16 protein-coding genes are annotated in these 13,205 nt (G+C 44.1%); 13 read left to right on the top strand and 3 right to left on the bottom strand.

The genetic code is table 11. The features are described from left to right. Positions 1-176 precede the first annotated feature (176 nt). The 4 genes from B3763_RS09160 to B3763_RS09145 all read left to right on the top strand — a co-directional run bounded on the left by B3763_RS09160 (position 177) and on the right by B3763_RS09145 (position 2,947). Positions 177-887, top strand: a complete 711-nt coding sequence (locus tag B3763_RS09160) for a pirin family protein (protein ID WP_286745878.1) — start codon at positions 177-179, stop codon at positions 885-887. A 172-nt stretch (positions 888-1,059) separates the two neighbouring features. Next, complete coding sequence (locus B3763_RS09155; protein WP_286745876.1) at positions 1,060-1,548, top strand: DinB family protein; 489 nt, start codon at positions 1,060-1,062, stop codon at positions 1,546-1,548. 1 nt (position 1,549) lies between these two features. Beyond that, positions 1,550-1,966 (top strand): hypothetical protein, encoded by a 417-nt coding sequence (locus B3763_RS09150; RefSeq protein WP_286745874.1) that lies wholly within the window; start codon positions 1,550-1,552, stop codon positions 1,964-1,966. Between the two features lie 246 nt (positions 1,967-2,212). Then, a complete protein-coding gene (locus tag B3763_RS09145) occupies positions 2,213-2,947 on the top strand; it encodes a hypothetical protein (RefSeq protein WP_286745872.1) in 735 nt (244 codons plus the stop codon). Positions 2,948-2,956: 9 nt separating this feature from the next. Here the strand turns inward: B3763_RS09145 and B3763_RS09140 are convergent, their stop codons facing one another. Continuing rightward, positions 2,957-4,384, bottom strand: coding sequence for a 4Fe-4S binding protein (locus B3763_RS09140; RefSeq protein WP_286745870.1), 1,428 nt, complete (start codon positions 4,382-4,384; stop codon positions 2,957-2,959). Positions 4,385-4,394: 10 nt separating this feature from the next. Continuing rightward, positions 4,395-5,729, bottom strand: a complete 1,335-nt coding sequence (locus tag B3763_RS09135) for an NAD(P)/FAD-dependent oxidoreductase (protein ID WP_286745868.1) — start codon at positions 5,727-5,729, stop codon at positions 4,395-4,397. 183 nt (positions 5,730-5,912) lie between these two features. Here B3763_RS09135 and B3763_RS09130 point away from each other — a divergent pair, with 183 nt between their 5' ends. Beyond that, on the top strand, positions 5,913-6,620 hold the full coding sequence (locus B3763_RS09130) for a head GIN domain-containing protein (protein WP_286745867.1): 708 nt from the start codon (positions 5,913-5,915) through the stop codon (positions 6,618-6,620). Positions 6,621-6,788: 168 nt separating this feature from the next. On the opposite strand, the gene meaB is transcribed toward B3763_RS09130, so the two are convergent. Next, positions 6,789-7,769: a methylmalonyl Co-A mutase-associated GTPase MeaB gene (gene meaB, locus B3763_RS09125; protein WP_286745865.1), complete on the bottom strand. Its 981-nt coding sequence runs from the start codon at positions 7,767-7,769 to the stop codon at positions 6,789-6,791. A gap of 248 nt (positions 7,770-8,017) precedes the next feature. Here meaB and B3763_RS09120 point away from each other — a divergent pair, with 248 nt between their 5' ends. From B3763_RS09120 to B3763_RS09085, 8 genes are all read left to right on the top strand, one after another. Continuing rightward, positions 8,018-8,407 (top strand): rhodanese-like domain-containing protein, encoded by a 390-nt coding sequence (locus tag B3763_RS09120; protein ID WP_286745863.1) that lies wholly within the window; start codon positions 8,018-8,020, stop codon positions 8,405-8,407. Between the two features lies 1 nt (position 8,408). Then, a complete protein-coding gene (locus tag B3763_RS09115) occupies positions 8,409-9,020 on the top strand; it encodes a TIGR04282 family arsenosugar biosynthesis glycosyltransferase (RefSeq protein WP_286745861.1) in 612 nt (203 codons plus the stop codon). After that, positions 9,017-9,841, top strand: coding sequence for a hypothetical protein (locus tag B3763_RS09110; protein ID WP_286745860.1), 825 nt, complete (start codon positions 9,017-9,019; stop codon positions 9,839-9,841). The genes B3763_RS09115 and B3763_RS09110 overlap by 4 nt, the downstream gene beginning before the upstream one ends. Continuing rightward, positions 9,838-10,665, top strand: a complete 828-nt coding sequence (locus B3763_RS09105; RefSeq protein WP_286745859.1) for an MOSC domain-containing protein — start codon at positions 9,838-9,840, stop codon at positions 10,663-10,665. The genes B3763_RS09110 and B3763_RS09105 overlap by 4 nt, the downstream gene beginning before the upstream one ends. 325 nt (positions 10,666-10,990) lie before the next feature. Continuing rightward, positions 10,991-11,533, top strand: a complete 543-nt coding sequence (locus B3763_RS09100) for a CopD family protein (protein ID WP_189628391.1) — start codon at positions 10,991-10,993, stop codon at positions 11,531-11,533. A 2-nt stretch (positions 11,534-11,535) separates the two neighbouring features. Then, entirely contained in the window at positions 11,536-12,171 is a 636-nt protein-coding gene (locus B3763_RS09095) for an SCO family protein (protein ID WP_308440952.1), read from the top strand. Beyond that, positions 12,161-12,604, top strand: a complete 444-nt coding sequence (locus tag B3763_RS09090; protein ID WP_286745857.1) for a c-type cytochrome — start codon at positions 12,161-12,163, stop codon at positions 12,602-12,604. Before B3763_RS09095 ends, B3763_RS09090 begins: the two co-directional genes overlap by 11 nt. Before the next feature lie 33 nt (positions 12,605-12,637). Continuing rightward, positions 12,638-13,180, top strand: a complete 543-nt coding sequence (locus B3763_RS09085; RefSeq protein ID WP_286745855.1) for a hypothetical protein — start codon at positions 12,638-12,640, stop codon at positions 13,178-13,180. Positions 13,181-13,205 lie beyond the last annotated feature (25 nt).

The raw sequence follows: 13,205 nt of genomic DNA, 5'->3' as shown, positions 1-13,205 counted from the left end.
TCGTACATCGAACTCAGGTTAAAACACATGAGGAATGATGGTTTCAATATTCAGTGCTATTCTCGTTGGCTACTGTAACTTCGCACTAAACACCTGAAAGATGAAAGATTGAACTGAAAATCAAATCAATCAGTTATTTTCATGTACATACATATAAATTCAAGAAAGGACATATAATGAAAACCGTAGTACATAAATCTGAAAGCCGTGGCTTTGCTGATCATGGTTGGTTAAAGAGTCATCACTCCTTTAGCTTTGCTGGTTACTATAACCCTGAAAGGGTACATTTTGGAGCATTGCGCGTGCTCAATGATGACCAGGTAGCCGCGGGCATGGGCTTTGGCACACATCCACACGACAATATGGAAATAGTGTCCATTCCTCTATTTGGAGATTTGGAACATAAAGACAGCACCGGGCGCCATAAAGTAATCCGCCAGGGCGATGTACAGATTATGTCGGCCGGAAGTGGAATAAGTCATTCGGAGTATAACCATAGCCGGGAGGAAGAAGTACACTTTCTACAGATTTGGGTATTTCCTAAGGAAAAGAATATTGAACCGCGCTACGAACAAAAGACCTTCCATGCCGAAGATCGAATGAACCGGTTCCAAACGGTGGTATCTCCTGACGCGGGCGATGCTCTCCGGATAAATCAAGACGCCTATTTTAGCCTGGCCAATCTGGATGCCGGCACCACTCTGCACTATCCAATAAAGACGGCCGGCAACGGAGTATACTTATTTGTGCTGAACGGAGACCTTCAGGTAGCAGGTGAGTCGCTAAGCACGCGAGATGCTGTAGGCATTACGGAAACTGAAAGTGTTGAAGTAAAGGCCAAATCGTATGCCGAAGTATTGGCGATAGAGGTACCAATGCAGTTTTAACCGGCTACAGGAAGGCTCACCAGACCCGGAAGCACCAAAACCAAATAAAACTTTGTCTAATCCGACCAACTTTTACCAGTTGGTCGGTTTTGCTATACATTGGCCAATTAAAAAATTTCTGTCTGGCCAAAAGCTCCATAGGACAGAGGCATTCCAAACATTATATTGCGGTATGAGAACTGACTTTAACCTGCGCGAAATTACTCTTCAGGCCTTCGAGGAGTTTATACTTGTAGACGACAAAGACACAGCCGTAAAACCTGCACCTGACAAATGGTCGGCCAAGGAGATTTTAGGCCATCTGATCGACTCTGCTTCCAATAATCATGGACGTTTTGTACGTGCACAATTTGAAGAAAACCTTAGCATTGAAGGCTATAAGCAAAACGAATGGGTAGACGCTCAGGATTATCAAAATCAGGAATGGCAAGACCTGCTCATTATGTGGAGACAGTTTAACCTTCTTCTTTCCAACCTCATGTTTAATACCTCTCCCTCGAAGAGGGAGAAAAAACTCTCTATTCCGAACGCATTTCAACCTTCGGGCCCCGACCTAAAAGAAGCTCCAGGAACCCTCGGTTATTTAATGGAAGACTATGTGGTTCACCTTAAGAAACATTTGGGGCAGATTAGAAATTTATTGAGCCAAACTAATGATTAAGATGAACGCACTATTTCGGCTAGGTTCATTCCTTGTTTTAATGCTGTTGACCCTGCCATTAGTTGGTCAGTCAGAATCAAACCAACCCCTTTCTCCTGTCATTAAATCGCCCGACCCAAACCTTGTTTTCGCTCAGTTTAAAGGAGGCAAAAAGGGCCTGGATGAATATCTGAAAAAGTCTGTCAGGCTGCCAGACTCCCTATCTACAGTGAACAAAGAAGGAGTAATTGTTTTACACTACACTGTGGGTACCAATAATAAAGTAGTTCTGGTGAATGTAGTCACGCAGCACACCACTTTGCCGGAAGTATTCCACCCATACATTACAAAAGTTCTATTGGCATCAGGCCCCTGGAAATGTGCCACCAGAAAAGGTAAGCCAATCAAAAGCCTGCACGAAGTAAGTTTTTCGTTTTGACTTCTATTGGTCCTATTAATCTTCATTTGTTTTAAATGCAAAAGACACTAATGAAGATCACATGGAAGTAAAATATAACTTCCATCACATGTTGGGGTCTTCACAGGGCTTTATAAGAGCCTCTTGTGTTTTCACAAATGGTGCAAAGGGTAGAATCATGCGCCATGCGGACTTAAGCAAGTGAACCTAAAATACAAAAACCCAGAGTGGCACTTTGTTTGTTAGGCAATGAGCAAAGTCAAAACCATGAATAGACAACTACTTACCCTTCTCCTTTTATCTGCATTGGCCTATTCTTGTGCCTCACCTATACCCATTAGTAAGCTTTCGGCCAACGACAACGAAGGCAAATGGATAGCCGGTAGAAAGTTCATTACCAAAGAATTGAATGGCCATTACATAACGCTCAGTTACTATCGAAACGATGGTGATATGTTGATTTTCGATGTACTATATGACAATCGCTCTTCAGACACGCTCATATTCGATCCGAGCAATGCCCTTATTTCTGCCTATGCTCCTGATATGTTCCATTTGAGCACGCAAAAGGCAGTAGATCCGGAGCTGAAAATTTTAGAATATGATCGTTCAGCCGCTCGTGAAGAAGCCAGACTCGTCAACGATAGAATCTCTGAACTTTTTATTAATGCCACCGACCTTGCTACTACCATTGTAGAGTCTACCGATCCGAGAATTTCTCAAGAAGAAGCAGATGCCCGTTTTATACAGCGCAATCAAATGAGCAATACCCGGCAATTGGCACTAGACCGAAGAGAAGCCTTTCTGCAGGAAATAAAAAACACCCGGGTATATTGGGAAGAAACACCGGTTAGAAAAACTACCGTTCTCACCAACGAATACATAAGCGGCCTGCTCTTTTTTGAGCGAAACCGAGATGCTCAGTTCTATACGGTAAGTTTTACCATCCCTAAACATGGCACCATCGACTTCGAATTTGAGCAGGCATTGATAAAACCCTAGTCGACACGGTTACTGATTAAGGCTTACACTATCGTTGCCCACAATAATGGCCGGAGCATCCATGCGCTTTTCATCCGGCCCATTCTCTAATTTCAGCACTCCCCTTGGACAAACAGCTGAACAAATTCCACAGCCAACGCATGAGGCCCTCACTATATTTTGCCCTCTTTGGGCATACCAGCGCACGTCAATTCCTTGCTCGCAATAAGTAGAACAGTTGCCACAAGAAATACACTGGCCACCATTGGTGGTAATTCTAAAGCGCGATTTGAACCGTTGAATAATGCCCATATATCCGGCCATAGGACAGCCGAAACGACACCATACCCTTGAGCCCAGCATAGGGTAAAACCCTACGCCTATGACCCCTGAAAATGTAGCGCCTATTAAAAAGCCATAGGGCTTTTGAAAATTGTTGTAAATATTCAGCCCAAAAACCTCTCCTGTATTCCAGAAGTAACCATAGAGCGTTGCGGCCGTCATCACAAAAACAAAAATCATCACTCCATGAATAAGCCAGCGTTCCAGTTTCCAGGCACTAAGTTTTTTTGATGATAAATGTCGAAAAGGATCTCCTGCCGTTTCGGCCAAGCCCCCACAACCACAAACCCACGAACAGTACCAGCGCTTGCCAAAGAAGTAGGTAAGCACCGGAGTAAACACTAGAAACATGGCTATACCAATAACCAGATAAAGCATACCCACCGGCTGATAGGCCTTTTGCCGCATGGCATCCAGGTGCCAGTCGTAAAAGAAGTCATAGTCGAGCGGCCAGGTGTTTTTAATGTCGGTATCATAATAGCCCAGGTATTCTCCCTGAGGGTTGGTGGCATCGTTATAATTCAAGCCGGCCAATATTTCGGGTATGAGATAAGCGAGAAAAAGTTGTGCGGCAATTACTACCAGAGTGCGCTTTATCTGATACGCATTGTGCCTGTATTTAAACAAAAACTTAATGCCCAAAGCCAAAATGGAAACGGTATACAGGGTGCCATATAAAAACCACTGACTGGCGGGTTTTCCTTTAAAAAACCGGCTCAGCGGGTCGAACAAGGCCACAAAACCTTCGTTGGCTCCACCAGGCTTATAACCAAGGTATTCTGGATACCAGTAGATAATGACGTAGAAAGCCGTAAGCACTACTCCGGCCACCCAACCCAAAACACCTCTGCTGGTAAGGCTTTTAAACATGACCCCATTATTTTTAACCCCTTCCGGCTGTTTCATGTAAAGTCTCCAGGAGTAAAGGGTTGTACCGCAAATAATACCTCCAAGAGCAAAGGCCAGACTTAAGGTTTTTGGAAGAGGTACATTGCCCCAGGCCAAAAACAGAGTAAGTAAGCCCAGGCCCGCCAGAGCAAGTCCTGCTTTTTGAATAGCATCGGTCTTATGAGGATGCGGATTGGCTATAGATAAACTAGGGTCTGCTGCAGACATAGGAATGTTTTTATGAAACCAATTGTAAAATACGTTGCCAACTCTTTTTTCTGAGTTTCAACTGGGTGCCATTTTCGGCATTGAATCGGGCAATAATTTCTTCTTCATGCTGGCGGTAAAACTCAGGGTCGAAATTGGCATCTCTCAAGTGTTCCAGCACATAATGCACCGTCTTTTCTTCTCTAAACCATTTATCAAAAGCCTGATGCCTGAGCCTAAAACCAAAATTGTTTACTCCCACCAACTGCCCGTTGCTCGATTTCCATCGCAATCTCAAGCAAATTTTTCCTTTAGAATGTTCCCAGTAAAACTCAGACTCATCTGCTTTTTTCTCTGGCCAAACCCAACCATAGGTTTGATATTCTATATCGAAAAACTTAGCCGAATTAAACCAGTGACCCGGCTTATAGGCTGTTGGTTTACCCGCCAATGTTCTGCCAAGAGCCTCCCCCATCATTCTACCGGTATACCAAACCTGTTCAATAGACTTTCGCTCGCCAATAGGTTTTCGAAATTCTGCACAATCGCCCGCTGCAAAAACATTGTTCACGTTGGTTCTCAGGTATTCATCTACCAACACTCCACGATTAAGCTCAATACCGGAAGACTTCAGAAACTCTACATTGGGAGAAACTCCTGCGGTAAGTCCCACAAACTGACAGTCTATAAGTTGCCCTTCTTTGGTTCGTACAGCCTTCACTCGGCCTGTGTCGTCAGCCAAAATTTCATCGAGCTCTGTATTTAGGCGTAAGTCTACTCCATGCTCGTGTATGTGTCGGTTGATCATGGCCGATTCTTCTGCCGGCAACACATTGTTCCAAAAGCTTTTTTCACGTACCAAAAAAGTTACCGGAATGTTTCTGGACAAAAGCATTTCGGCCATTTCTATACCAATCAGGCCTCCTCCTACCACTACAGCGCGCCTAATGCCCTTGGTGTTAGATTCCATAAGTTCAAGGTCCTGATAACTATATAGCCCCTGAACTCCTTTAAGGTCTTGCCCGGGCCAGCCAAACTTATTGGGCTTAGAACCTGTAGCAATTACCAGTTTATCGTAGGTCATGGTAGACCCGTCTTGGAACGCTAACCGGTTACTTTCCACATCAACGGCCTTTACGTAAGCCCTCTTCAATTCTATCTTGTTCTTCTCCCAAAACCAGTCTTCATAGGGTTTCGTATGTTCGTACTTCATGTGCCCCATGAAAATGTACATAAGGGCTGTTCTGGAAAAAAAATGATCGGTTTCGGCAGAAATCACGGTAATCTTGTCACTGCTCAGTTTTCTGAGGTGCCTGGCAGTAGTAATACCGGCAATGCCATTGCCGATTATAACAATGTGCTGCATATAATGGCTATTACGCTCAAATTGTAAAAACAAGTTCTGCTACACTGTCGTGTTCACGACTTGCATGCAATGTTAGAACAAGTTAAGCCTTTTCCTAAGAAGGGCCGAAACAAGAATATTTTAGCGAGCATGCAACCTTTAATTCATTGGGCTATCTTTAGAGCACATTTTAAGTTTAATACAATGAATAATTTTGTGAGCAAACGACTTCTAACTCTTTCTATCGCGGCCGTTTTTATCATAGCCGGTCAGGCCCTGTTGGGACAAACGCGCCAGAAACGAGAAGTAAAAAACTTCAATGCCCTTTCGGTAAGCAGCGCATTTGAGGTAGAAATTAGTGTGGGAAACCAGGAGTCGCTGGAAATTGAAGCCGAAGACCGTTTCATTGATGATATAGTAACTGAAGTAAGAGGCGGAACGCTGATTATTAAAATACAGGACTCTCGCGAAACCCGAAGAATGCGACAATCTCCAAAAGCCTATTTGACAGTAAAGTCGCTTGAGCGAATCAATGTGAGTGGAGCGGTGACTTTGAAAACCAGAGATGTATTGAAAGGCAAAAAACTGGATCTGGAACTATCGGGTGCTTCGGTTCTTAATATAGAAATGCAGGTAGAAGCATTGTATCTGGAAGCATCGGGTGCGTGCGTAATTAATCTGGAAGGCGAAGCCCGTGAGCAAGTGATAAAAACCAGTGGTGCCACCGTATACCGGGCCTACGATCTGGAATCGGTAAATGCCGACATACGGGTTAGCGGAGCAGGATCGGCCCATGTATATGCAACAGGAAGACTGGAAGTTCATGCCAGTGGTGCTTCTAGCGTACGATACCGTGGAGGAGCCTCTGTAAGTGCTGACTCTTCGGGTGCTTCAAGCATAAGAAAAGGATAGAACAGCCTCTAAACCACGATTTACAATACAACCAAGGGGTGTCTCAAAAGACTCAAAAAAATCAGCTATTACGAACTATTTTGCTACCAAAGAGGGCTCGGAATAGCAATAAGCGAGCTCTTGAGACACCCTCTTTTTTTGTCTTATCAGTTCAATGAATATACGGTACTAGATAATACTAATCACCTCTCGGGCGGCATTCAGTGCAGGAGTTTTCCCCGACTGAACCTCTTTAAGTTTCTCCTCGTAGCGTTGTTTCACTTCGGGCTTCTTAAAAAATGATGTCCGCAATAAATCAGTCAGATTTTCTTTAAACCAACTCACCTGTTGATCGGCCCTGTTTTTGTCGAAGTAACCATTGCTCTTTACCTTACGCTTAAACTTGTCGAGCATCTCATAAACTTCTTCCAAGCCGCTTTTCTCCAGGGCTGAGCAGGTCTTTACCTGGGGTATCCAACCACTAAGATTAGCCGGAAAGAGGTGCAGGGCATTTTGATATTCTACTTTGGCCCGTTTTGCCGGTTTCAGATTATCTCCATCGGCCTTGTTAATTACCACAGCATCGGCCATTTCCATTATGCCTTTTTTAATACCCTGAAGCTCATCTCCAGCTCCTGCAAGCATTAGCAACAAAAAGAAATCGACCATGCCATGAACCAACGTTTCGGACTGGCCTACGCCCACTGTTTCCACAATTATAAAATCGAAACCGGCCGCCTCGCACAATAGCATTACCTCTCTGGTTTTGCCACTCACTCCTCCCAAGGTACTTCCAGAAGCAGAAGGTCTAATGAAGGCATTGGGGTTACGGGCAAGCTCTTCCATGCGGGTCTTATCGCCCAGAATACTGCCTTTAGAGCGCTGACTGCTTGGGTCTATAGTGAGCACAGCAAGCTTGAGTCCCTTCTCTGTTAAAAGCGTACCAAAAGCCTCTATAAAAGTGCTTTTACCGACTCCTGGCACACCCGTTATGCCCAACCTGAACGATCTCCCTGTAGCAGGCAAAAGGGTTTGCAAAAGCACCTCAGCTTGTTCCATATCCTCGGGTCGCTGACTTTCCACCAGTGTAATGGCACGGCTTAGTACCAGACGGTCGCCCTTTCTGATACCTTCTGTCAATTCTTCTGTACTGAGTTTTTTTCTTCGCATGCTTGTAAACAAAGAAAATGAATTCGTGCTAAAGCACCCATAAGATACCCTTCATGTTCATGAAATTCTTCTCTGTTAGGCTCCAACTATGCTAACCATAAATGAGTAAGCCATTAGGTGCTGCCAATGGCTTTGGTTAATTTGCCATAGTGAAATCCGCAAAGCCAATTCGTATCGTAATTTTTGTAGCCATGGTCAGTCTATTGGTCGGGTTTCTTTTTTATGAAAGTGGCATATACACGTGGAGAATGACAAAAAAAGTGCAGCGCATCAAAGCCAAAGAGGCTACTCAAATAATTGCCCACCAGACACCCGCCATTCTCGATGCGCGTACGGAAGAAGAGTTTGCTTTGAGTCATATTGAGGGAGCCTTGCGTTTTGAAGAATCACTCCTGGACTCTCTGCCCAAAAACCATCCTGTTTTGGTGTATTGTACCATTGGAGTAAGAAGCAACCGAGTGGCCCGGCAGCTCCGCAATGCAGGGTTTAGTCTGGTTTACGACATGAAAGACGGAATTTTAGGGTGGGCCAATAGCGAATTGCCCGTAGTTAACTCGGCAGGACTACCTTCGGATAGTATTCATACCTACAACAAAAGTTTTTCTTTGCTGTTGAGAAAAGGAAAAGCGGTGTACTGAAATGAAAGAAAGGCTGATCATCTTTGTGAAAAACCCGGCTCTTGGAAGAGCAAAAACGCGCCTGGCGGCCACCGTGGGAGACCTCTGTGCTCTGGAGGTTTACAAGCGTTTGCTGGAGAGAACCCGCGATATCTCTGTTCAGGTAAAGGTAGAAAGAGTGGTTTATTATGATCAGTTTATAGACCGGTCGGACGTATGGTCCAATGCAGATTTTCTTAAGGCCATACAGACAACAGGGAATCTGGGAGTGAAGATGAAAGCCGCTTTTGAAGAAGCTTTTGATGCCGGAGCCGCAAGAGTATGCATAATTGGTAGCGATTGCTACGACCTGAACCCGGAGCTAATTGCACGGGCTTTTGAAGAACTGAAGCAGCATGACGTTGTCATTGGCCCTTCGTATGACGGTGGATATTACCTGCTGGGAATGAATCAGCCGATATCCGAAATATTCGAAAATAAAGAATGGAGCACTTCCTCGGTTTGCGCGGCTACCGAAGCCGACTTGAACCGCTTGGGTTACAGCGTAGCCAAATTGCAAACCTTGAGCGATGTAGACACCGAAGCCGATCTGGGCGAGTGGGCTGCTGACATACTTAAAGTACATAGAGCATGAAAACGCGACTGCTATTCTTAGCCCTCATATGCCTCGGTTGTGGTAAACACAAAACTATGGAGGCTCCTTATGCCAACAGCCCGGTATTTAATCATGAATGGGCCATGCAGAGCCTTTGGGAAGATGGCCAGGCCGAAGTAGCTCAATACCATGCACAAAGAAGGGTTTACGGAAAAACAAGAAACTTTGAATACACCTACATTACCGTAAAAGAAGAGTTTAACAAGGCATACAATGTAAAGACAGATGACTACTCCAGAACCGACCTGTTCAGCGTAATGAAGGTGAACAAGTTTGCCCGCTTTGAAACAGACAACTACCCCTATCACTACCTAACCAGCTTGTTCTACAAAAGAGCCAAACCGGAGCAGCTGCACAAAATAACTCATACCGGCCAGGAATGGTGCGGCAATACCTTCAAGCAATTTACTCTTTCACCCACAGGCTATCAGTACGACTACAATAGCTATTTCGATGGTTTTGGAGATGGTCAATCTTTTTTGGAAGGAGCTGATTTAATCTGGGAGGATCAGTTGAGTTACTTGCTTAGGGCTCTTCGGTTCGAGGATGGCCTTACATTTGAAAAGCAGGTTGTAGAATCGCAGGTGAATACCAAAACCTTTGAACCCAAAGTTTATCGGGCACAGTTTCAGGTAGTTGATGGAGATTCACTTTGGCAAGTCAATGTTCAGCTAGACAAGAAAAAAAAGAACACCTACAGTTTTTCGAAAGAATATCCCAACATAATGCTGAGTAAAATAGGTTGGGATGGGTTCAACCTGACCTTAAAAAGTGTAAGCCGATATAAATACTGGCAATGAAAAGTATCTACGTAAAAAACATCTACATATACCCCATTAAATCTTTGGGAGGAATTGAACTAACCACAAGCCCTGTTGAAAGAAGGGGACTAAAATACGACAGGCGATGGATGTTGGTTGATGAAAATGGACGGTTTGTAAGCCAAAGGGAACATCAGCAACTGGCTCTTCTGCAACCGCGAATAGAAAACCACAGCATGGTAATTGAAGACCGAAGCGGAAAACTGCAGCCACTAAGCATTGACCTTGAAGCACCAATTGCAGACCCCATAGAAGTAACCGTATGGGACGACTCGTGTCAGGCCCTTCCCTCACCCGAGCCCATAAATCAATGGTTTTCTAGCGTATTGGGTTTTGCCACAAGGTTGGTGTATATGCCTGAAAGCAGCCTGCGAATAGCCGATCAGCGTTATGCCCCTGCTACTGACGATCATGTGAGCTTTGCCGATGGATATCCCATACTCATCATCGGCCAGGCATCGCTTAATCTTCTGAACCAAAAGCTGGGTTATGAACTTCCCATGAACAGGTTCAGACCCAACCTTGTTCTGGAAGGGCTTGCTCCACATGAAGAAGATACTCTGGCCGAAATCATGATTAACCGTCTGACCTACAGAGGGGTTAAGCCTTGCGCTCGCTGCGTTATGACCACTATCGATCAAAATACTGGTGAGAAAGGTGCAGAACCTCTCAGAACATTGGCCGGATATCGCAAATCAGGAAATAAAATTCTTTTTGGCGAGAATTTTATACCTGAACATTCAGGAGAAGTTTCTGTGGGGCTCCGGGTAGAAACAATCCATCGAAAAGACCCTGCTATCTAACCGGCAATGCAAATACCGGTTAGTACCCTTCTGGTTATACTTAATTCTACTGACCTTTTATGTATTGGAGCGCACCCCAAATGAAATCTTTGGGTCATTGATCTACCATATTTGCTAAGGCATAAAGCTCAGGCTCAACAATACCATTTTTATCATATTCATTCTCCCGGTTGCTTGGATATCGCTGGGTATTGAATGGCTTTTGAATAAAAAATACCTTAGGAAAAGAAAGTAATTACTCCAGAGTCAAGTCTAGTTCGTCAATAGGCCTATCAAAAGCACATTTACGGTCGGCCAATTGTGTTTTAGTGACTAAATTGCGCCCATGGCCAATTTATACATAAAGGCACTTCACATTATATTCATAGTTACCTGGTTTGCAGGCCTTTTTTATATTGTTCGCCTTTTTGTATACCAGACAGAAGCACTGGATAAACCGGAGCCGGAAAAAAGCATTTTAGGCACGCAGCTTGCCCTAATGGCCAAAAGACTCTGGATCATCATTACCTGGCCTTCTGCGCTCATAACACTGGCTCTGGGCATTAGCATGATCATTCAGTATCCGGATATGCTGCAACTGCCCTTTATGCAAATAAAGCTTTGCTTTGTATTGCTTCTCTACGGATACCACCTGTACTGTCACCGTTTGTATAAAGAGCTACAAAACGGTGTGGCCAGGCTCAACTCCATCCAGCTACGAATTCTCAATGAAGTAGCCACTTTAGTACTTATCTCTGTGGTGTTCTTAATTGTGTTAAAAAATCAATTAGACTGGATCAAAGGAACAGCTGGCTTCGTATTGGTAACTGTGGCCCTCATGTTGGGCATTAAAGGGTATAAAAAACTTCGAGAACGAAAGAAGAAATGAAGATGTGGAAACGAGTTTGCTTGTGGCTTGTGGCTTGGGTTGCCATAGCCTGTTCATCGCCAAAAAACAGCCGATTGCCCATACTGGGGATACCTGAATACAAGGAGGTAAACGGAAAAATAGATACTCTATACCATACCGTGCCCAACTTTCAATTTGTAGATCAGGATAGTGCCCTTGTTACAGAAGCAACGGTGGCCGATAAAATATATGTGGCAGACTTTTTCTTTGGTACCTGCCCCACCATTTGCCCTGTAATGAAGCAGCAAATGCTGAGAGTATATGAGCAGTTCAAAGACACTCCCAATTTTGCTATTCTTTCGCACACCATAGACCCCGAGCACGACACCGTAGCCTACCTAAAGGACTACTCCATGCGATTAGGTGTTCCGGACAATAAAACCTGGCATTTTCTCACGGGAGATAAGGATAAAATTTATCAGATAGGAAGTGGAGAAGGATACATGGTTCCTCTGGGGGAAAACGAAGATGCTCCGGGTGGCTTTATTCATAGCGGAGCATTCTTACTGGTAGATAAGGAAAGAAGAATAAGAGGTAAGTATGATGGCACCAACCCCAAAGAAGTAACTGCACTGATCAATGATATTCCGAAACTGCTTGCCGAGTATGAGCAGTAAACTAATTGTACCCATACTGTTCGCTCTGGCTACTGCCACGGCCTGTGGTGGTGGCTCCTCTGAAGGAGAGCAAGTATTGAATCGCCTCAACGATACTGAAATCAAATATTTCACTAATGGGAAGAGGCTATACAGCACCCATTGCGCCAACTGTCATATGGAAAACGGTGAGGGACTAGGACAGCTGATTCCACCTCTAAAAGGGGCCGACTACCTTCTCAACGATGTGGGTAGGGCAGCGCGAATAATAGTAAATGGTGCAAAAGAGCCTCTGATTGTCAATGGTATTGAGTATAGGCAACCAATGCCGGGCAATACCAACCTGAATGCTTCTGAAGTAACCGAAATACTTACCTACATAACCAATGCCTGGGGAAACAGTTATGGAGGGGTGAGCTTGAATCAAATAAAAACGGCACTTTCTACTAACTGATTCACATTATGGGCAATAGTCAGAGTAGCTAACATGAAAAAAACAATATTAATAATAATTCTATCAATTGGCTGCTTTAGTGTCAATGCCCAGCAAGATGATATAATTAGCATATCAGAATTTCAGTCCATTAAGTTTAACAGCCACACCATGAAGCAACTTATGGAAGTGACTGACTATGAAGCCTTCCTGAAACAGCACTATGGTAATCCAACCCAAAAACGGTGCTCTGATAACCCAATGATGCCTTATGGTTGCGACCTTTATTACAACGGCTTTCAGCTAGGCTTTGACTATGATGACGTTTTAATGGATATTATCATTGATGGGGGAAGCAACTCATTTACCTACAACAATAAAGTGCTAAAGCCGGGCATGAGCATTTATGAAGTCAGAAGTTTATTCCCTAACTCATACAACAACAGGTATAAAATTAAAAGGGCCAATAACACCGAAGACACTTTTGTGCGGGTAATGGTAGGGCATAATGAATCTCCGAGTGCCATCCTATTTAAACTGAACACAAATTTTAATGTGGTCTCAGAAATATCCATTGACACTGGAGGGGAGCAATAAAATTAACCTTGGCCAGCTGATGCTA

Source organism: Roseivirga sp. UBA1976, assembly GCF_002336325.1.
In the GTDB taxonomy this organism is placed as follows: Bacteria; Bacteroidota; Bacteroidia; order Cytophagales; family Cyclobacteriaceae; genus Roseivirga; species Roseivirga thermotolerans.
This window is presented reverse-complemented; position numbering and strand designations above follow the sequence as displayed.